At 58.9% G+C, this 19,626-nt stretch carries 15 protein-coding genes; 13 read left to right on the top strand and 2 right to left on the bottom strand.

The features are described from left to right. Window positions 1-5: 5 nt before the first annotated feature. Window positions 6-1,040 carry a quinone-dependent dihydroorotate dehydrogenase gene (locus KDW95_RS09060; RefSeq protein ID WP_255855954.1) on the top strand — a complete coding sequence of 345 codons (1,035 nt, stop codon included), beginning with the start codon at window positions 6-8 and terminating at the stop codon, window positions 1,038-1,040. 92 nt (window positions 1,041-1,132) lie between these two features. Here KDW95_RS09060 and rmf read toward each other — a convergent pair whose 3' ends face one another. Next, on the bottom strand, window positions 1,133-1,339 hold the full coding sequence (gene rmf / locus KDW95_RS09055; RefSeq protein ID WP_254579258.1) for a ribosome modulation factor: 207 nt from the start codon (window positions 1,337-1,339) through the stop codon (window positions 1,133-1,135). A 339-nt stretch (window positions 1,340-1,678) separates the two neighbouring features. Here rmf and rlmKL point away from each other — a divergent pair, with 339 nt between their 5' ends. Together rlmKL and KDW95_RS09045 are read left to right on the top strand one after the other, a co-directional pair. Beyond that, window positions 1,679-3,811, top strand: coding sequence for a bifunctional 23S rRNA (guanine(2069)-N(7))-methyltransferase RlmK/23S rRNA (guanine(2445)-N(2))-methyltransferase RlmL (gene rlmKL, locus KDW95_RS09050; RefSeq protein WP_255855953.1), 2,133 nt, complete (start codon window positions 1,679-1,681; stop codon window positions 3,809-3,811). Window positions 3,812-4,157: 346 nt separating this feature from the next. Beyond that, window positions 4,158-5,366 (top strand): ammonium transporter, encoded by a 1,209-nt coding sequence (locus KDW95_RS09045; RefSeq protein ID WP_255855952.1) that lies wholly within the window; start codon window positions 4,158-4,160, stop codon window positions 5,364-5,366. A 457-nt stretch (window positions 5,367-5,823) separates the two neighbouring features. On the opposite strand, the gene gltA is transcribed toward KDW95_RS09045, so the two are convergent. Continuing rightward, window positions 5,824-7,101, bottom strand: coding sequence for a citrate synthase (gene gltA / locus KDW95_RS09040; protein ID WP_255855951.1), 1,278 nt, complete (start codon window positions 7,099-7,101; stop codon window positions 5,824-5,826). A 414-nt stretch (window positions 7,102-7,515) separates the two neighbouring features. On the opposite strand from gltA, the gene sdhC reads away from it, so the two are divergent. From sdhC to KDW95_RS08990, 10 genes are all read left to right on the top strand, one after another. Further along, the gene (gene sdhC, locus KDW95_RS09035) at window positions 7,516-7,893 is read left to right on the top strand and encodes a succinate dehydrogenase, cytochrome b556 subunit (RefSeq protein ID WP_255855950.1); all 378 of its coding nucleotides are present in this window, start codon (window positions 7,516-7,518) and stop codon (window positions 7,891-7,893) included. Next, the gene (gene sdhD, locus KDW95_RS09030; RefSeq protein ID WP_255855949.1) at window positions 7,887-8,234 is read left to right on the top strand and encodes a succinate dehydrogenase, hydrophobic membrane anchor protein; all 348 of its coding nucleotides are present in this window, start codon (window positions 7,887-7,889) and stop codon (window positions 8,232-8,234) included. The genes sdhC and sdhD overlap by 7 nt, the downstream gene beginning before the upstream one ends. 3 nt (window positions 8,235-8,237) lie before the next feature. Further along, a complete protein-coding gene (sdhA, locus tag KDW95_RS09025; RefSeq protein ID WP_255855948.1) occupies window positions 8,238-10,010 on the top strand; it encodes a succinate dehydrogenase flavoprotein subunit in 1,773 nt (590 codons plus the stop codon). 12 nt (window positions 10,011-10,022) lie between these two features. After that, window positions 10,023-10,727, top strand: a complete 705-nt coding sequence (locus KDW95_RS09020; RefSeq protein WP_255855947.1) for a succinate dehydrogenase iron-sulfur subunit — start codon at window positions 10,023-10,025, stop codon at window positions 10,725-10,727. Between the two features lie 335 nt (window positions 10,728-11,062). Then, entirely contained in the window at window positions 11,063-13,894 is a 2,832-nt protein-coding gene (locus KDW95_RS09015) for a 2-oxoglutarate dehydrogenase E1 component (protein ID WP_255855946.1), read from the top strand. Between the two features lie 51 nt (window positions 13,895-13,945). Then, window positions 13,946-15,163, top strand: a complete 1,218-nt coding sequence (odhB, locus tag KDW95_RS09010) for a 2-oxoglutarate dehydrogenase complex dihydrolipoyllysine-residue succinyltransferase (RefSeq protein WP_255855945.1) — start codon at window positions 13,946-13,948, stop codon at window positions 15,161-15,163. Between the two features lie 43 nt (window positions 15,164-15,206). After that, window positions 15,207-16,646: a dihydrolipoyl dehydrogenase gene (gene lpdA / locus KDW95_RS09005; RefSeq protein ID WP_255855944.1), complete on the top strand. Its 1,440-nt coding sequence runs from the start codon at window positions 15,207-15,209 to the stop codon at window positions 16,644-16,646. Window positions 16,647-16,788: 142 nt separating this feature from the next. Next, a complete protein-coding gene (gene sucC, locus KDW95_RS09000; protein ID WP_255855943.1) occupies window positions 16,789-17,955 on the top strand; it encodes an ADP-forming succinate--CoA ligase subunit beta in 1,167 nt (388 codons plus the stop codon). Then, entirely contained in the window at window positions 17,955-18,836 is an 882-nt protein-coding gene (gene sucD / locus KDW95_RS08995; RefSeq protein ID WP_255855942.1) for a succinate--CoA ligase subunit alpha, read from the top strand. Before sucC ends, sucD begins: the two co-directional genes overlap by 1 nt. Window positions 18,837-19,021: 185 nt before the next feature. Further along, complete coding sequence (locus tag KDW95_RS08990; RefSeq protein ID WP_255855941.1) at window positions 19,022-19,600, top strand: LON peptidase substrate-binding domain-containing protein; 579 nt, start codon at window positions 19,022-19,024, stop codon at window positions 19,598-19,600. Window positions 19,601-19,626 lie beyond the last annotated feature (26 nt).

The following is a 19,626-nucleotide window of genomic DNA, read 5'->3' as shown; positions in this document are numbered from 1 at the left end:
AATCCATGTTGTATCAGCTTGCGCGTTATTCGATGTTCAAACTGGAGCCTGAGCTGTCCCATGACCTGGCTCTGGGCGGCATGAACCTGGTGGCCAACCTGGGCATGCACCGTCTGCTCGGTGCGCGCACGGAAAACTGCCCGGTGGAAGTCATGGGCATCCGCTTTCCCAATCCCGTGGGCCTGGCGGCAGGGCTGGACAAGAACGGTGTTGCCATCGATGGTCTGGCTGCCATGGGATTTGGTTTTGTGGAGGTGGGTACTGTCACGCCGCGGGCCCAGGCCGGTAATCCGCGCCCCCGCCTGTTTCGCATTCCTGAGCACAGGGCGATCATCAATCGCATGGGGTTTAACAACCTGGGCGTGGATCAGCTGCTGAAAAATATTGAGCGCAGCCGCTTTGACGGTGTGCTGGGCATCAATATCGGCAAGAACAAGGATACGCCGAACGAAAAGGCGGACGAAGATTACATTTACTGCCTGCGCAAGGTCTATGCAAGGGCGAGCTATATCACCGTGAATATTTCGTCTCCCAATACGCCCGGGTTGCGGACGCTGCAGTTTGGCGAGTCTCTCAACAGCCTGTTGAACCGGCTCAAGCTCGAACAGGCGCGCCAGGCCAGGTTACATGACCGTTACGTGCCCATTGCGGTAAAAATTGCGCCGGACATGACGCATGAAGAAGTCGTCATGGTCGCCAAGGCGCTGAAAACCTATGAGCTGGATGGCGTGGTTGCCACCAACACCACCCTGTCCCGTGACGGCGTCGAGGACTCCCCGCTGCGCATTGAAGACGGTGGCCTGAGTGGTGCACCGGTACGCAATAGCTCAACCCGCACCATTCGTCAGCTTGCGGCCGAACTGGATGGTGCCCTGCCGATCATTGGCGTGGGCGGTATTACCGAGGGTTTTGATGCGGCGGAGAAAATTGAAGCGGGCGCGAGCCTGGTGCAGATTTATAGCGGGTTCATTTATCAGGGGCCCCAGCTGGTGAGTGATTCGGTTGAGGCGATCAGGGCTGTGCAGGCGCGGCAGCGCTAGTTTCACGCGTTGCCGGATGGCAAATGGCTCCCCGCGGGGAGCCATTTAAAATCCTGATAATTAGGTGGTTCGAGCTATGATGTGCCGGGCTGTCAGTGCAGTGATGGGTTGGCTTGTATTGCAGAGACGCCGGATTGACCGCTCCAGTGGGCCTCCCGTCCCTCGCGCCATCCACTCATCCAGTGTGTACGTAAAGCGATTTCGCTAACCGGGCAGGTGCTTTTGGACTTCCCGTCCAGGCCCGCCTGAAAACCGCGGTTAAACAGAGTAGAGGTTTTATCGCGTTTCTGTGTCTTCATAGTACGCCTCTCTAAAATTCTAAACCCGGGAAGGGGCCTAACCGTCCGATCCCGGCAGGTGTGGCAGATCCTCTCGTGTACCACAGCTTTCATTGATAACGGAATTCGGCGCCAGTTACGATCCTAAAAAACTATGAAAGTGTGTCACGTGATAGTGCTTATGCCTAAAACATCTAAAAACGTTATATTTTTCAATAATTTAAATTACTGTCGCCAGATATAGTCAGGTAGTGAATTATTTTCATTGAAAAATTATTAAGATTGAATGAATTTCTTTATTCGGCTGCGTGCCGCGGTATCCGCGACGGGCTGTGTGAGACAACTTGAAGAGCGTGCCTGATGAACTTTTTTGTGACCTGCCCCAAGGGTATCGAAGGACTGCTGCTGGAAGAGCTGAAAGCGCTTGGCATGGCATCGGTGAAGGAAACCCAGGCCGGGGTTCATTTTGACGGTGAGCTGGTCGATGCCTATCGCGTCTGTCTTTGGTCCCGGCTGGCGAACCGGGTGCTGCTGCCGCTGCAGGTGTCCGGGGTGAACACTGCGGATGAGCTGTACGCGGCCGTGCAGCAGGTGCAGTGGCTGGATCACTTGCGTCCGCAGGGTACTCTCTCGGTGGATTTCACCGGGCGTACCGAGCACATCATCAATACGCACTTTGGTGCGCAACGCGTGAAGGATGCGGTGGTGGACCAGATCCGGGCGGCCACAGGCAACCGCCCGACCGTGGACCGTGCCGAGCCGGATCTGGGCATCAATGTGCATCTCTATAGCGGCAAGGCCACCATCGCGCTGGACCTCTCCGGGGACAGTCTGCACCGGCGTGGCTACCGCAAGCGGGCAGGCCAGGCGCCGATGAAGGAGAACCTGGCGGCGGCGGTGCTCTGGCGTGCCGGCTGGCCGACCGTGGCGCAGACGCATCCGCAGCTGCTGGATCCTATGTGCGGGTCCGGCACCCTGTTGATCGAGGCGGCCATGATGGCGGCGGATATTGCGCCGGGGCTGTTGCGCCAGCGGTTTGGCTTCAGTCGCTGGCTGCAGCATGACAAGGGTCTGTGGCGCGAACTGCGCGAGGAGGCCGTGCAGCGGCGCGACAGCGGGCTGGCGGGGCTGGCCGTGCGCTTCACCGCTTGTGATCGCGATGCGTCCGTGCTGCAGATTGCAAAGCAGAACGCCGAGCGTGCAGGGCTTGCGGATGTGATCGACTGGCGCGAGCAGGATATGGTCGAGCTGGCGCCGCCGGCGCCGGGTCCGGGCTTGCTGGTGACCAACCCGCCCTATGCCGAGCGTATCGGCGACGAAACCGAACTGATGTACATGTACCGCCAGATGGGAGAGCGGCTGAAGCGCCAGTTCGGTGGCTGGAAGGTGGCGATCTTCAGTGGCAATGCGGATCAGTGCAAGGTGATCGGTCTCAAGGTGGATCGTCAGTACAAGCTTTACAACGGCGCTATCGAGTGTGGCCTGTTCCTGTTTGCACTGCATGCCGAGCGCGACCGTCCGCTGCCAATGGAGCAGGCCGGGCCTGTGAGCGAGCAGGCGCAGATGTTTGCCAATCGGTTGAAGAAGAACCTCAAGGGGCTGTCCAGGTGGCTCAAGCGCGAACAGATCGAGTGCTATCGCCTCTACGATGCGGACATGCCGGAATATGCCGTGGCGGTGGATTGCTACGGTGACTGGGTGCAGGTGCAGGAGTACGCGCCGCCGCGCTCGATTGACCCGCGTCGGGCTTTTGAGCGTTTGCAGGATGTGATCCGAGTGATTCCCGAGGTGCTGGGTGTCAAGCCGGAGCGCGTGGTGCTCAAGCAGCGTCGCCGTCAGCAGGGAAGCAGTCAGTACGAGCGGCAGGGGCAGACCGACCACTTCCTTGAAGTGCAGGAGCATGGCTGCAAGCTGCGGGTCAATTTGCATGATTATCTGGACACCGGGCTGTTTCTGGATCACCGGCCGGTACGCCGGCATATTCAGTCGCTGGCCCTCGGCAAGGATGTGCTGAACCTGTTCTGCTACACCGGCACCGCATCGGTGCACGCCGCTGTCGGGGGGGCTGAGTCGACCACCAGTGTGGACATGTCGGCGACCTACCTGGGCTGGGCCATGAAGAACATGGGGCTGAACGGTTTTGCCGGGGGGGCCAATCAGTTTATTCAGGCGGACTGCATCAAGTGGCTGAATCAGCCCCGCGGTGCGACCTTTGATCTGATATTCCTCGACCCGCCCACCTTCTCGAATTCCAAGCGCATGGAAGAGGTGCTGGATATTCAGCGCGATCATGTGTCCCTGGTGCAGGCGGCCATGAAGCTGCTGCGCCCGGGCGGGGTATTGTTGTTCTCGAATAACTACCGTCGTTTCGAGCTCGACTACGAGGCGCTGGCGGGGCTTGATATTCGTGATATCACGGCCAAGACGCTGGATCTGGACTTCAAGCGCAGCAAGGGTATTCATGTCTGCTTCGAGATTCGTCACCAGGCCTAGCAAGGCGGGTGGCACCAGTGTTGAGTGAGTCGGCGGCGCCGCATCCATCAGGATGCGGCGTTTTGCGTTCCGGGGCCGTCCGAGGGTGGTCCGTTTTGTGGCACGGATAATGCTTTATATCAGGGCGGATTATTCCGGTGTGCGCCATATCGGTGCTCAACGGTCTGCGGCAGGCGCTATTGAGTGCGGGGCAGGTGACGGTTTGTCGTCGCGAAGCGGAGTCGAAAGGATACGGGGTCCGCTGCAGCCTGTGTTGCACCGGGATAGGTCGATAAATAATAAAGTGCACGATATTGGTGCTTGAAGTGTGTCGTGCTGACGGCGCACCTTTGCTAGGAGGCTGTTCTTGGATACGGTTAACAGTGCGGTTGAAACCCTGATTCAGAGTTCGAATACACTCTTCATTCTGCTGGGCGCGATCATGGTGTTTGCCATGCATGCAGGCTTTGCCTTTCTTGAAGTCGGGACGGTGCGGCACAAGAACCAGGTCAATGCCCTGGTCAAGATCATGACCGATTTTGGCTTTTCGGCACTCGTTTATTTCTTTGTCGGTTATTGGGTTGCCTACGACGTTACCTTTTTCTCCGATGCAGCGACGCTGGCGCAGAATAACGGCTATACGCTGGTTAAATTCTTCTTCCTGATGACCTTTGCGGCGGCCATTCCGGCCATTATTTCCGGTGGTGTGGCTGAGCGTGCGCGCTTCTGGCCGATGCTGGCCGCCTCTGCGCTGACGGTCGGGCTGGTGTACCCGTTTTTCGAGGGAATTATCTGGAATGGTAACTACGGCTTTCAGGCGTGGCTCGAATCCAGCTTCGGTGCGCAGTTCCATGACTTTGCCGGCTCCGTTGTCGTGCATGGCGTAGGTGGCTGGATTGCGCTGGTGGCAGTGCTGCTGCTGGGCAACCGTGACGGTCGTTACCGTGGTGATCGGCTGATCGCCTATCCGCCGTCCAGTATTCCGTTCCTGGCGCTGGGGGCCTGGATTCTCTGCATTGGTTGGTTTGGCTTTAACGTGATGTCGGCGCAGACGCTGGACGGCATCTCCGGGCTGGTGGCGGTCAACAGCCTGATGGCCATGGTGGGCGGCATTGTTGTGGCGCTGGTGTTGGGGCGCAATGACCCGGGCTTTATTCATAACGGCCCGCTGGCGGGTTTGGTGGCGGTCTGTGCCGGTTCAGATTTGCTGCACCCGATGGGTGCGCTGGCGGTCGGCGGTGTGGCGGCGGCAATCTTCGTCTGGCTGTTCACGCTGATGCAGAATCGCTGGAAGATCGACGATGTGCTGGGTGTGTGGCCGTTGCACGGCGTCTGTGGTGCCTGGGGCGGTATCGCCGCCGGTATCTTTGGCAGCGAAGCGCTGGGTGGGCTGGGGGGCGTCAGCCTGCTGTCGCAGCTGGTGGGTACCCTGGCCGGTATCGCTGTGGCGCTGGTTGGCGGTGCGCTGGTGTACGGCGGCGTCAAGCTGGTGGCGGGTCTGCGCTTGTCGCAGGAGCAGGAGTTCAACGGCGCCGATCTGAGCATTCACCGTATCGAGTCAACCTCGCTCGACTAGGCGGCTGCCCGGCAATGCTGACCGTAGCGAGAGCCGGCTGATTTGAGCTGATTTTATTGCGATCTTTTAAGGCGAATAGTGGTTCTGCTTAACGCCAAGCAGCACGAAAATCAGCCCAACCCAGGTGGTTCGCAGTAGGTTGTTGTTGGGCAGTCGCCTGGGCCTTGCCGGGTGGCGGCTTCGGTCGCTGTCTTCAGTGTGTGTCTTGTCGAGGTGTTCCAGTCAATCCGGCAGGCTTTCAGAGCTGCCGGATTTTTTGTGTCTGGTGCTCGGTGGCTGTGCCTGGGTGCTGTGCAGGCTGCTGTGCCCGGTTAAGGCAAGCGGGGCGTGTTGTATGCGCAAGAGTCGGATAGGGGCAGGGAGGGGCAGAGAAGGTTTGGGCGGGGCGTGCGGAGCGCCGTCCCTGGCGCTCGGAGCAGGGCCGCGACGGGCGCGGCTCTGGTACTGGCCTGTGTTATCAGGCCGGGTAGTCGCGTTTCTTCGAGCCGGTGTACAGCTGGCGCGGACGGCCGATGCGGTTCGGGCTGCTGTGGAACTCGCTCCAGTGGGAGATCCAGCCGATGGTGCGTGCCAGTGCGAAAATCACTGTAAACATGCTGGTCGGAATGCCAATGGCCTTGAGGATGATGCCGGAGTAGAAGTCGACATTGGGGTACAGCTTGCGTTCGACAAAATACGGGTCTTCCAGGGCGATCTGTTCCAGGCGCTTGGCGATCTTCAGCAGCGGCTCGTTCTCGATACCCAGTTCCTTCAGTACCTGGTCGCAGGTCGCTTTCATGACCTTGGCGCGCGGGTCAAAGTTGCGGTAGACGCGGTGGCCAAAGCCCATCAGGCGGAAGGGGTCTTCCGGATCCTTGGCGCGTTCCACAAATTCCGCGATGTTGGATTCGTCGCCAATTTCTTCCAGCATGGTCAGAACGGCTTCGTTGGCACCGCCGTGAGCCGGTCCCCATAGGGCCGCGATGCCGGAGGAGATGCAGGCAAACGGGTTGGCGCCGGAGGAGCCTGCCAGGCGGACTGTGGAAGTTGACGCGTTCTGTTCATGGTCGGCGTGCAATACGAAGATCCGGTCCATGGCCTTGGCCAATACCGGGTTGGGTTTGTATTCCTCGCAGGGGGTGCCAAACATCATGTGCAGGAAGTTTTCGGCATAGCCCAGGTCGTTGCGCGGGTACATGAACGGCTGGCCGATGGAGTACTTGTACGACATGGCCGCCAGGGTCGGCATCTTCGCGATCAGGCGGAAGGCGCAAACTTCGCGGTGGTGCGCGTCGTTGATGTCCAGGGAGTCGTGGTAGAACGCGGACAGGGCGCCTACGCAGGCAACCATGATGGCCATCGGGTGGGCGTCACGGCGAAAACCGTTGAAGAAGTGGCTCATCTGCTCGTGAACCATGGTGTGGTTCTTGATGATGTGCACAAATTCTTTTTTCTGTTCGGCGGTGGGCAGCTCGCCATTGAGCAGCAGGTAGCACACTTCCAGGTAGTCGGACTTGTCTGCCAGCTGTTCGATGGGGTAGCCACCATGCAGCAGGATGCCCTGGTCGCCGTCGATGTAGGTGATTTTGGATTCGCAGGCAGCTGTGGAGACGAAACCGGGGTCGTAGGTGAACAGACCTTTGCCGGTGAGCGGGCGGACGTCGATTACGTCAGGGCCTTCTGTGCCGGAGTAAACAGGCAATTCGATAGCTTCATCTAGACCGTCGACTGTCAACCGTGCTTTCTTGTCAGCCATTTGCGGCTCCTATCTTGTCGTAAGTTTTACCGTGGCACGTTCGTGACATGCCACATCTTCATGTCTAGGTCCGATTTGGACCCACCCAATATAGAGATTGAAACGGGATTGTCAATTAGCGGGGGCGGTCTTATCTTCGCAGTGCAGCAAAAATCGGATAATGCCGTGCGGGGAGGGGCTTGCAGCCATAGGCCATTAGTTGTAGATGCAGCGCTCTTGCGTGTTTGCGGGGGGTGGCGGCAAGTGGAGGGGGTGCAGTTTCATTGTAAAGTGTAGGGGGAATGCTTATACTCTCGCACCGAAGTTGCGGCGCCAACGGTGGTTTTCGCAGCTTCGATGACAGGGGTATTTACTCTCTGAGCACTTCCTAGCAACCCTGTTCTGCAATAGAACAGCCAAGTGTGAACTAGAGCCGTGACCAAAAAAAGACCTGTAAACCTAGATCTGCGAACTATTAAACAGCCCCTTCCGGCGATCTCTTCAATTTTGCATCGCATTACGGGTGTCGCGTTGTTCTTTGGCGCCATCTTTATGCTGTATGCATTGGGATTGTCACTGGAATCCGAGGCTGGATTTAACGAAGCGGTTGTCATGTTTGAAGACAGCTTCTTTGCAAAACTGATAGCGTGGGGATTGCTGTCAGCGCTGGTATACCACTGCCTGGCGGGCGTTAAACATCTGGTGATGGACGCTGGCTATTTTGAAGAACTGGAAAGCGGTCAGATGGCAGCGAAGGCAACTTTGATTGCCGGTGCTGTGTCGGTCCTTTTGGTGGGAGTTTGGGTATGGTAACCAGTATCACGAGTTTTGGCCGCAGTGGTCTGTACGACTGGATGGTACAGCGGGTAACCGCTGTCGTTCTGGTCGCCTACGCCGCGTTCATGATCTGCTATCTCGCGTTCGGTGACGAACTGACGTATGAACAGTGGAATGCACTGTTTGACGGCACTGCAATGCGTATCTTCACCCTGCTGGCCCTGTTGTCCATGGCAGCACATGCCTGGATCGGGCTCTGGTCTGTGTCGACCGACTACATCAAGCCGACTGGCGCGCGTTTTCTGTTCCAGTCTGTCTGTGGTCTGCTGACCTTTATTTATGTCGTGTGGGGCATTCAGATTCTGTGGGGTATCTAAGCAATGACTAAGCTGCGTACGCTAACTTTCGACGCAATTGTAGTCGGTGGCGGTGGTGCGGGCATGCGTGCAGCACTGCAGCTGGCTCAGTCCGGTTTGAATACGGCCTGTGTCACCAAGGTGTTTCCGACCCGTTCGCACACGGTCTCCGCCCAGGGTGGCATTACCTGTGCCATTGCCAGTGCGGATCCGAATGACGACTGGCGCTGGCACATGTATGACACCGTCAAGGGCTCCGACTACATCGGCGACCAGGACGCGATCGAGTACATGTGTTCTGTCGGTCCCCAGGCGGTGTTCGAGCTGGACCACATGGGTCTGCCGTTCTCCCGTACTGAGATTGGTCGTATTTACCAGCGCCCTTTTGGTGGTCAGTCGAAGAACTTTGGTGAAGGCGGTCAGGCTGCCCGTACCTGTGCCGCAGCTGACCGTACCGGTCATGCGCTGCTGCACACCCTGTACCAGGCCAACCTGAAAGCCGGCACCGTCTTCCTGAATGAATGGTATGCCGTTGATCTGGTGAAAAATGCCGAGGGTGCAGTCGTTGGTTGTATCGCCATCTGCATCGAAACCGGTGAAACCGTTTATATCAAGGCCAAGGCCACCGTGCTGGCGACAGGCGGTGCGGGTCGCATCTATGCGTCCACGACCAATGCCCTGATCAATACCGGTGACGGCATGGGCATGGCGCTGCGCGCAGGCGTGCCGGCGCAGGACATGGAAATGTGGCAGTTCCACCCGACCGGCATCGCCGGCGCCGGTGTGCTGGTTACCGAAGGTTGCCGTGGTGAAGGCGGCTACCTGGTCAACAAGGACGGCGAACGTTTCATGGAGCGCTATGCGCCCAACGCCAAGGACCTTGCGGGTCGTGACGTGGTTGCACGTTCCATGATTCTGGAGCTGCTCGACGGCCGTGGCTGTGGCCCGGACGGCGATCACGTCTTCCTGAAGCTGGATCACCTTGGCGAGGAAGTGCTGCACTCCCGCCTGCCGGGTATCTGTGAACTGGCCAAGACCTTTGCGGCCGTGGATCCGGTGAAAGAGCCGATTCCGGTTGTGCCGACCTGTCACTACATGATGGGTGGCGTTGCCACCAACATTGGCGGTCAGGCGATTGGCATTGATGCTGACGGCAACGACACCATCATCGACGGCCTGTTCGCCTGCGGGGAAGTGGCCTGCGTATCGGTGCACGGTGCCAACCGTCTGGGCGGCAACTCGCTGCTGGATCTGGTGGTGTTCGGTCGCGCGGCTGGCATCCAGATCGAGAAGCAGCTGCAGGAAGGCTACGAGTGCCTGGATGCGACTGATGCCGATATCGAAGCGGCCATGTCGCGACTGAATCGTCTGAATAACAGTACCGGCGGCGAAAGTGTGGCTGAGGTTCGCAAGGACCTGCAGAGCACCATGCAGCTGTACTTCGGCGTGTTCCGCGATGGCGAAAGCATGCAGAAGGGGCTGGAGCTGCTCAAGGGGCTGCGCGAGCGTGTTGCCAACCTCAATCTGGAAGACAAGTCCGGTGCCTTCAATACCGCGCGTATCGAAGCCCTCGAGCTTGAAAACCTGATGGAAGTGGCCGAAGCGACAGCCATTGCTGCCGAGGTTCGCAAGGAGTCCCGCGGTGCTCATGCGCGCAACGACTTTACCGAGCGTGATGATGAGAACTGGTTGTGCCACTCCCTGTTCCATCCGGCAGACAAGCGCATCACCAAGCGTGCGGTGAACTTTGCGCCCAAGACTGTTGATGCCTTCCCGCCGAAAATCAGAACTTACTAAGGGGCTGTTACGATGCTGGTAAGTGTATATCGCTACAATCCTGAGACCGACGATGCGCCTTACATGCAGGATATCCATATCGATATCCCCGGTGGCAAGGACATCATGGTGCTGGATCTGCTGCAGCTTCTGAAGGACAAGGACCCGTCCATGGCCTATCGTCGCTCCTGCCGTGAAGGCGTGTGCGGTTCCGATGGCATGAACATGAACGGTAAGAACGGTCTGGCTTGCATCACGCCGCTGTCGGCGGTCGTGGACAAGGACAAGCTGGTTCTGCGTCCGTTGCCGGGTCTGCCGGTCATTCGTGACCTGGTGGTCGACATGGGGCAGTTCTACAAGCAGTACGAAAAGATCAAGCCGTTCCTGATCAACGATACGCCGGCGCCGGCGATCGAGCGTCTGCAGTCGCCGGAGGAGCGTGCCGAGCTGGATGGTCTGTACGAGTGTATTCTCTGTGCATGCTGCTCCACCGCCTGTCCGTCCTTCTGGTGGAATCCGGACAAGTTTGTCGGACCTTCCGGTCTGCTGCAGGCCTACCGCTTCCTGGCGGACAGCCGTGATACGGCGACCCGGGAGCGTCTGGCGGAGCTTGATGACCCGTTCAGCGTTTTCCGCTGCCACGGCATCATGAACTGTGTCAGCGTTTGTCCCAAGGGGCTTAACCCCACCAAGGCAATCGGCAAGATCCGGAACATGTTGCTACAGCAGGCAACCTGATCCGACGAAAAAAAGCGGCACCGGTGGTGCCGCTTTTTTTTGTGTGTATAAAAAAGGGCCGCGGGCGGCGAGTTCGAGCGGTCGGGAAAAGGTGGGTCGGCTAATGCATAGAAATATGCATCGGTTGATTAAGTTTTTTTGTCGAATGCCGCGCGGCTTTGATGTGTAAAGCCTGTTACAAAAGGCGTACAATACTGCCCCGCGTTTATGCGCTTTTTCGATAGGCGTGAGGCGACACAAAACGGTAACAAAAAGGTGGCATTCAGCGGATGTTACGAAAGGAAATGGTGCAACCTTTCGTGCTGGTGTACTCCTTGAGCCAGGGTGATCAAAGAATGCAAGATGGCGTAATGGAGCTGTTATGGAAGAACGCCCACCTGTATGGTGGCAACCTTTCATACGTCGAACAACTTTACGAAACCTACCTTATGGATCCGAACGCCGTTCCCCATGAATGGCGCGAAGAGTTTGACCGGCTACCCAAGGTCGGCGAGCACATTTCTCAGGATGTGCCTCACACTCCAATCCGTGAACACTTCCTCTACCTCTCCAAAAACCAGGGACAGTCCCGTCCGGTTGAAGTCAGCAGCGTCTCGTCCGAGCATGAAAAGAAGCAGGTACGTGTCCTGCGGATGATCAATGCTTACCGGGTACGTGGACATCAGGCCGCGGCCATCGACCCGCTTGACTTGCACAAGCGCGAGCCGGTGCCCGATCTGGATCTGCGCTTTCACGAGCTGAGCGAAGCGGATTACGACACGGTGTTTCAGCTGGGTTCACTCTTCTTCGGCACCGAAGAAGCGCCGCTGAAACAGATTGTTGAGGATTTGAAACGCACGTACTGCACCACCGTCGGTGCCGAGTACATGCACATCGTTGATACCCAGGAAAAACGCTGGCTGCAGCAGCGCATCGAGCCGGTGCGCTCACATCCGACGCTGGAGCCGCAGGAGCGCAAGCATATTCTCGAGCGCCTGACGGCGGCCGAGGGTCTGGAAAAGTATCTGGGTGCCCGCTATGCCGGCGCCAAGCGCTTTGGCGTGGAAGGCGGCGAGGCGCTGATTCCGTTGATGGACGAACTGGTGCAGCGCGCGGGTCGCGATGGCGCCAGGGAAGTCGTGATCGGCATGGCGCACCGCGGTCGTCTGAACGTGCTGGTGAATATTTTTGGCAAGAACCCCGCCGAGCTGTTCGGCGAGTTCGAAGGCAAGAAGATCATCACCACCTCCGGTGACGTCAAGTACCACCAGGGCTTCTCGTCCAATGTCATGACGGCAGGCGGTGAAGTGCACCTGGCCATGGCGTTCAACCCGTCGCACCTGGAGATCGTGTCTCCGGTGGTCGAGGGGTCGGTGCGGGCCCGTCAGGACCGGCGTGGAGACCCCATCGGCAGCACCGTTGTGCCGGTGTCGATACATGGTGACGCGGCGTTTGCCGGTCAGGGTGTGGTCATGGAGACATTCCAGATGTCCCAGACCCGTGCCTACAAGACCGGCGGCACCATTCACATCGTTATCAACAACCAGGTCGGTTTCACCACATCCCGCAAGGAGGACGCGCGTTCGTCCGAGTACTGCACCGATGTGGCGAAAATGGTCCAGGCGCCAATTTTCCACGTTAATGGCGACGATCCCGAAGCGGTCAGCTTTGTAACCCAGGTTGCTCTGGACTACCGCAACGAGTTCAAGAAGGACGTCGTCATTGACCTGGTGTGCTATCGCCGCCGCGGTCACAACGAAGCCGATGAGCCGTCCGGTACCCAGCCGCTGATGTACGCCAAGATCAAGGCCCAGAAAACCACTCGCGAACTCTACGCCCAGCGTCTGCTTGAGGCCGGTGTCATTGATGCCGACGAAAGCAAGACCATGGAGCAGGAGTACCGTCGTGCGCTGGAAAATGGCGATCATGTTGCCAAGGCGCTGGTGCTGGAACCCAATACCGAGCTGTTCGTCGACTGGCGTCCGTACCTGGACCATGAATGGTCCTTCGAGTGCGACACCCGCGTTGACATGAAGCTGCTGCAGGAGCTGGCCAACAAGGTCTGTGAAACGCCGGAAGGCTTTGCCGTGCAGCGCCAGGTGCAGAAGATCTATGAAGACCGCAAACGCATGGCCGCGGGTGCCATGGCGGTCAACTGGGGCTTCGCTGAAACCATGGCCTACGCCACTCTGCTGGCCGAAGGCTACCCCATTCGCCTGACCGGTCAGGATGTGGGTCGCGGTACCTTCTCCCACCGTCATGCGGTGCTGCACAACCAGAAAGATGCCAGCTGCTACGTGCCGCTGAAAAACCTGGCGGAAGATCAGCCGAACATGACCATTCTGGATTCCTACCTGTCGGAAGAGGCAGTGCTGGCGTTCGAATACGGTTATGCGACGACGATTCCCAATGCGCTGGTGATCTGGGAAGCCCAGTTTGGTGACTTTGCCAACGGCGCCCAGGTGGTGATCGATCAGTTCATCACCAGTGGCGAGCAGAAGTGGGGCCGTTTGTGCGGTCTGACCATGCTGCTGCCCCACGGCTTTGAAGGCCAGGGACCAGAGCATTCCTCTGCCCGTCTGGAGCGCTTCCTGCAGCTGTGCGCCGAGCACAACATCCAGGTCTGCACCCCGACCACGCCGGCACAGATTTACCATCTGTTGCGTCGTCAGGTGGCACGCCCGCTGCGCAAGCCGCTGGTGGTCATGTCGCCCAAGAGCCTGTTGCGCCACAAGCAGGCGGTCTCGTCTCTGGAAGATCTGGCCGAAGGCACCTTCCTGCCGGTGATCGGCGAAGTGGATCAGCAGGATGCCGCCAAGGTGAAGCGTCTGGTGCTCTGCGGTGGCAAGGTCTACTACGACCTGTACAACCGTCGCGCCGAACAGGGTCTGGACGATGTTGCCATCGTGCGCATCGAGCAGCTCTACCCGTTCCCGGAAGCCGCACTGGCCGAGGCTATTGCCGGTTATACCCAGCTGGAATCCGTCGTCTGGTGTCAGGAAGAGCCGATGAATCAGGGCGCCTGGTACTGCAGTCAGCACCATATGCGCAACGTGCTGCAGCGTCACAATCCGGCGTTGCACCTGCACGGTGTTGGGCGTCCGCATGCGGCAGCACCTGCGGTGGGTCATATTTCGGTGCACATCGAGCAGCAAGACGCGCTGGTCAACGAAGCACTCAACGGTTAATGACAGGTCGTATCGCGGGATACGACCTTGCGGAGCACAAAAGGAAACATCATGTCCATCGAAATCAAAGCCCCGACTTTTCCGGAATCCGTCGCAGACGGCACAGTTACTACCTGGCACAAGCAGCCGGGCGAAGCCTGTGCGGCCGATGAGCTGATTGTCGATATCGAAACCGACAAGGTTGTACTTGAAGTGGTTGCACCGGCTGACGGTGTGATCAAGGCGATCCTCAAGGGTGAAGGCGACACCGTCCTCAGCGATGAAGTGATTGCACAGTTTGAAGCCGGCGCCGCCGGCACCAGCGCCGATGCTGCACCGGCGGCTGAAGCCGCTGCCACGGGCGATGCCGACAAGGTAGGCCCGGCTGCACGCAAGCTGATTGATGAGCACAAGCTGGATGCCAGCCAGATTGCCGGTACCGGCAAGGGCGGCGGCATCACCAAGGAAGATGTGCAGAACTTCATCAAGTCCGGTGCTCAGGCACCTGCGCCTGCTGCGCCTGCTGCCGCCGCACCGGCTGCTGCCAAGGCTGCACCTGCTGCGACGGTCAGCGTTGCCGCCGGCGAGCGCGTTGAAAAGCGCGTACCGATGACCCGCCTGCGTGCCACCATTGCCAAGCGCCTGGTGGAAGCGCAGCAGAACGCCGCCATGCTGACGACGTACAACGAAGTCAACATGAAGCCGGTGATGGAACTGCGCAAGCAGTACAAGGACCTGTTCGAGAAAGTACACGGCGGCACCCGCCTGGGCTTCATGTCCTTCTTCGTCAAGGCGGCGACCGAAGCGCTGAAACGCTTCCCGGCCGTCAATGCCTCCATCGACGGCAACGACATGGTCTACCACGGTTACCAGGATATCGGCGTGGCCGTATCCACCGACCGCGGGCTGATGGTACCGGTACTGCGTGATACCGACAGCATGAGCCTGGCCGATGTCGAGTCCACCATCGCTGATTTCGGCAAGCGTGGCCGTGACGGCAAGCTGGGTCTGAACGACATGCAGGGCGGCACTTTCACCATCACCAACGGTGGCGTGTTCGGCTCTCTGATGTCCACCCCGATCCTTAACCCGCCGCAGACGGCGATCCTGGGCATGCACAAGATCCAGGAGCGCCCGATGGCGGTCAATGGTCAGGTTGTGATCCTGCCGATGATGTATCTCGCGCTGTCATACGATCACCGTATGATCGATGGCAAGGAAGCGGTCCAGTTCCTGGTCACGCTGAAGGATCTGCTGGAAGACCCGGCTCGCATGCTGCTGGACGTTTAAGGCAACTCACGGTACTTCGAGAGCATTTTAAGGATAGGAAGATATGTCTGATAAATTTGACGTTATTGTGATTGGTGCGGGTCCTGGCGGTTATGTCGCGGCGATTCGCGCGGCTCAGCTGGGCCTGAAAACTGCCTGTGTCGAGAAGTGGATTGATGGCAAGGGCGCACCCGTACTGGGCGGCACCTGTCTGAACGTGGGTTGCATCCCCTCCAAGGCACTGCTGGAATCGACGCACAAGTACCACGAAGTGAAGGACAATGCGGCCGTTCACGGCATCAATGTCAACGACGTGCAGATGGACGTCAAGCAGATGGTCGCCCGCAAGAACACCATCGTCAAGAACCTGACCGGCGGCATCGCCGGCCTGTTCAAGGCCAATGGCGTGACCCTGCTGGCCGGTGCCGGCAAGCTACTGGCCGGCAAGCAGGTTGAAGTCACTGCGAACGATGGCACTGTCAGCGTGCATGCGGCTGAAAACGTGATCCTGGCGTCCGGCTCCGTGCCGGTGAACATTCCGCCGGCTCCCCTGACTGACGGCCTGATTCTGGACAACGAAGGCGCCTTGAACATCGATGAAACCCCGAAACGCCTCGGCGTTATCGGTGCCGGTGTTATCGGCCTGGAAATGGGCTCGGTATGGGCGCGTCTGGGTTCGGAAGTTACCGTACTGGAAGCCATGGACAGCTTCCTGGCACTGGCCGATCAGGACGTTGCCAAGGAAGCCGCCAAGCTGCTCAAGAAGCAGAAGCTGGACATCCGGCTGGGTGCCCGCGTTACCGGTACCGAGATCCTGGATGGCAAGGAAGTGAAGGTGAAATTCACCGACGCTGAAGGCGACAAGGAAATGATCGTCGACAAGCTGATCGTGGCTGTGGGCCGTCGCCCGCTGACTCAGAACCTGCTGGCCGGTGACAGCGGTGTTGAGCTCGACGAGCGTGGCTTCATCAAGGTTGACGAACAGTGCCGTACCGACATGCCGGGTGTTTTCGCCATTGGTGACTCGGTGCGCGGCCCGATGCTGGCGCACAAGGCGTCCGAAGAAGGCATCATGGTTGCCGACATCGTTGCCGGCCACAAGGCGCAGGTCAACTATGACGTGGTGCCCAACATCATTTACACCCACCCGGAACTCGCCTGGGTCGGCAAGACCGAGCAGGAACTGAAAGCCGCCGGCGTCAAGTACAAGACCGGCAAGTTCCCGTTCGCGGCATCCGGCCGTGCCATGGCCTCCAACGACACCGACGGTTTCGTCAAGATCATCTCTGACGAAGTGACCGATCGCGTGCTGGGCGTGCACATGGTTGGCGGTATCGCTTCCGAGCTGATCGCTCAGGGCGTGATCGCGATGGAGTTCTGCTCCACCACCGAAGACCTGCAGCTGACCATGTTCGCGCACCCGACAGTGAGTGAAGCGGTACATGAAGCGGCGCTGGCGGTGGACAACCACGCGATCCACATTGCGAACCGCAAAAAGAGATAAGCCGGTAAAACGGGCTTATGAGTGGCTGGATACCCTCCGGCCACTCCTATTAGACGCTTGTCGTATAAACGAGTGAGCAGGAATTCTGTATGCTCTTCGAGCAGATACAGAATTCATAATTGACCAGACAACGGACAAGAGCATGAACCTTCACGAGTACCAGGGCAAACAGCTGTTTGCCACCTATGGTCTGCCGGTTTCCACAGGATTCGCGGTAGATACTCCGGAAGACGCGGCGGCTGCTGCGAAAAAAATCGGCGGCAGCCAGTGGGTTGTCAAGGCGCAGGTGCATGCCGGTGGCCGAGGCAAGGCCGGCGGCGTCAAGCTGATCACCTCTCCGGAAGAAGCCAGTGCCTTTGCTGAAAAGTGGCTGGGCAAAAACCTGGTGACCTACCAGACAGATGCCAACGGTCAGCCGGTCTCCAAGATTCTGGTTGAAACCTGCACCGACATCGCTCAGGAACTCTACCTGGGTGCGGTTGTAGACCGTTCTTCACGTCGTATCGTGTTCATGGCTTCCACCGAAGGTGGTGTCGAGATCGAGAAAGTTGCAGAAGAGACTCCGGAAAAGATTCTCAAGGCAACCATCGATCCGCTGACCGGTGCGCAGCCCTACCAGGGTCGCGATCTGGCATTCAAGCTGGGTCTTGCGGGCGACCAGATCAAGCAGTTCGTCAGCATCTTCATGGGTCTGGCGAAAATGTTTGAAGAAAAGGACCTGGCACTGCTGGAAATCAACCCGCTGGTCATCACCGATGCCGGTAACCTGCACTGCCTGGACGCCAAAATCGTTCTGGACGGCAACGCACTGTACCGTCACAAGGACCTGCAGGCCATGCACGATCCGTCCCAGGACGATGCGCGCGAAGCCCGTGCGGCCGAGTGGGATCTGAACTACGTGGCACTGGATGGAAACATCGGTTGCATGGTCAACGGCGCAGGCCTGGCCATGGGTACCATGGACATCGTCAAGCTGCACGGCGGCCAGCCGGCCAACTTCCTTGACGTTGGCGGCGGTGCCACCAAGGAACGTGTGACCGAAGCCTTCAAGATCATCCTGTCCGACGACAATGTTAAAGCGGTCTTCGTTAACATCTTCGGCGGTATCGTACGTTGCGACCTGATTGCCGACGGTATCATCGGTGCGGTTAAGGAAGTGGGCGTAAGCGTGCCCGTAGTTGTGCGCCTTGAAGGCAACAACGCGGAACTCGGTGCACAGCGTCTGGCTGAATCCGGACTGGATATCATTGCAGCAACCAGCCTGACCGACGGTGCTCAGCAGGCGGTTAAAGCAGCGGAGGGTAAATAATGTCGATTTTGATCAACAAGGACACCAAGGTCATCTGCCAGGGTTTCACCGGTGGCCAGGGTACCTTCCACTCCGAACAGGCGATTGCCTACGGCACCAAGATGGTCGGTGGTGTTACACCGGGCAAGGGCGGTACCGAGCACCTGGGTCTGCCGGTGTTCAACACCGTTCAGGAAGCCGTTGACGCCACTGGCGCCGACGCCTCCGTAATCTACGTTCCGGCTGCCTTCTGCAAGGACTCCATCCTGGAAGCCGCCAATGCCGGTATCAAGCTGATCGTCTGCATCACCGAGCACATCCCGGTCATGGACATGCTGCAGTGCAAGGTCAAGTGTGACGAGCTGGGCGTGCGTCTGGTCGGCCCGAACTGCCCGGGTGTTATCACTCCCGGCGAGTGCAAGATCGGCATCATGCCCGGTCACATTCACCTGCCAGGCAAGGTCGGTATCGTATCCCGTTCCGGCACCCTGACTTACGAAGCGGTCAAGCAGACTACAGATGCAGGCTTCGGCCAGTCTACCTGTGTCGGCATCGGTGGTGACCCGATTCCGGGCTCCAACTTCATCGACATTCTGGAAATGTTCGAGAAGGATCCGCAGACCGAAGCGATCGTCATGATCGGTGAAATCGGCGGTTCCGCTGAAGAAGAAGCGGCTGCCTACATCAAGGCAAACGTGACCAAGCCGGTCGTGTCCTACATCGCGGGTGTTACGGCTCCGGCCGGCAAGCGCATGGGTCATGCGGGCGCGATCATCTCCGGTGGCAAGGGCACTGCGGACGAAAAATTCGCCGCCCTGGAAGACGCTGGTGTCAAGACCGTGCGTTCCCTGGCAGACATCGGCAAGGCACTGTCCGAGCTGACTGGCTGGGAAAGCAAGTAATGACCGTCTGAGTTTCAGGCGTTTCAAAAAGGCAGCTTCGGCTGCCTTTTTTGCGTCTGTAGCAGGGCGTTTTCTGCCAAGCCGCAGCCGGACTGTCGCCGCTGCATGCGTTGCGCTAAGGTTGAACAGCAAAGGTGCCAAGGGGCGCCTGGGCATGTCTGGCTGCTGAGGTGTCTGGAGAATCAATGGAATTACTGCCGCTGTTTCCGCTGCCGGTGGTGCTGTTTCCGGGCAGCCACCTGCCGCTACAGATCTTTGAGCCGCGTTATCTCACGATGGTGTCGGAGTCCTTTCGGCATCAGCGGGGCTTTGTCATTGTCCAGACCCGCCCCGGTGAGGCGTCTGTGGACGGTCAGCCCCCCTTCTTCGATCTGGGGGTGTATGGCGAAATTGTCGACTGGGACCAGCTAGAAAATGAGCGTCTTGGTATTCTGGTGAAGGGGCTGCGGCGGGTACGTATCGGGCCGGTGCGGGCACAGCCCGACAACCTGCTGCTGGGTGAGTGTGACGTCCTGGCGCCTGAACCTGTCGAGCCGGTGTTGCCGGAGTATGCCGGCCTGCAGCGGCTGTTGTGCCAGATGCTCAAGCACCCGACCTTTGCCGCCCAGGCGGCGGGCACTGATACCGAGGATGCGGTGACGCTGGGCTACCGTCTGGCCGACTGGCTACCGTTCTCGGCGCAAGACAAGCAGGAGCTGCTGGCCTGCGACGGTCCTGCGGCGCGGCTGAAGCTGATTCATGAGGCCATCGACTGGGATCGCTGACAGGGTGCACGGGAACCCTGTGCGCC

Origin of the sequence: Marinobacterium rhizophilum, assembly GCF_024397915.1 — a bacterium.
Classification (GTDB): Bacteria; Pseudomonadota; Gammaproteobacteria; order Pseudomonadales; family Balneatricaceae; genus Marinobacterium_A; species Marinobacterium_A rhizophilum_A.
The sequence above is the reverse complement of the archived record's forward strand: the minus strand, read 5'-3'. Positions and strand labels throughout refer to the sequence as shown.

Coding starts and splice junctions, on each gene's coding strand:
- KDW95_RS09060 (WP_255855954.1), top strand. CDS start 6: ATGTTGTATCAGCTTGCGCGTTATTCGATGTTCAAACTGGAGCCTGAG.
- rmf (WP_254579258.1), bottom strand. CDS start 1,339: ATGAAGACACAGAAACGCGATAAAACCTCTACTCTGTTTAACCGCGGT.
- rlmKL (WP_255855953.1), top strand. CDS start 1,679: ATGAACTTTTTTGTGACCTGCCCCAAGGGTATCGAAGGACTGCTGCTG.
- gltA (WP_255855951.1), bottom strand. CDS start 7,101: ATGGCTGACAAGAAAGCACGGTTGACAGTCGACGGTCTAGATGAAGCT.
- sdhD (WP_255855949.1), top strand. CDS start 7,887: ATGGTAACCAGTATCACGAGTTTTGGCCGCAGTGGTCTGTACGACTGG.
- sdhA (WP_255855948.1), top strand. CDS start 8,238: ATGACTAAGCTGCGTACGCTAACTTTCGACGCAATTGTAGTCGGTGGC.
- KDW95_RS09020 (WP_255855947.1), top strand. CDS start 10,023: ATGCTGGTAAGTGTATATCGCTACAATCCTGAGACCGACGATGCGCCT.
- KDW95_RS09015 (WP_255855946.1), top strand. CDS start 11,063: ATGCAAGATGGCGTAATGGAGCTGTTATGGAAGAACGCCCACCTGTAT.
- odhB (WP_255855945.1), top strand. CDS start 13,946: ATGTCCATCGAAATCAAAGCCCCGACTTTTCCGGAATCCGTCGCAGAC.
- lpdA (WP_255855944.1), top strand. CDS start 15,207: ATGTCTGATAAATTTGACGTTATTGTGATTGGTGCGGGTCCTGGCGGT.
- sucC (WP_255855943.1), top strand. CDS start 16,789: ATGAACCTTCACGAGTACCAGGGCAAACAGCTGTTTGCCACCTATGGT.
- sucD (WP_255855942.1), top strand. CDS start 17,955: ATGTCGATTTTGATCAACAAGGACACCAAGGTCATCTGCCAGGGTTTC.
- KDW95_RS08990 (WP_255855941.1), top strand. CDS start 19,022: ATGGAATTACTGCCGCTGTTTCCGCTGCCGGTGGTGCTGTTTCCGGGC.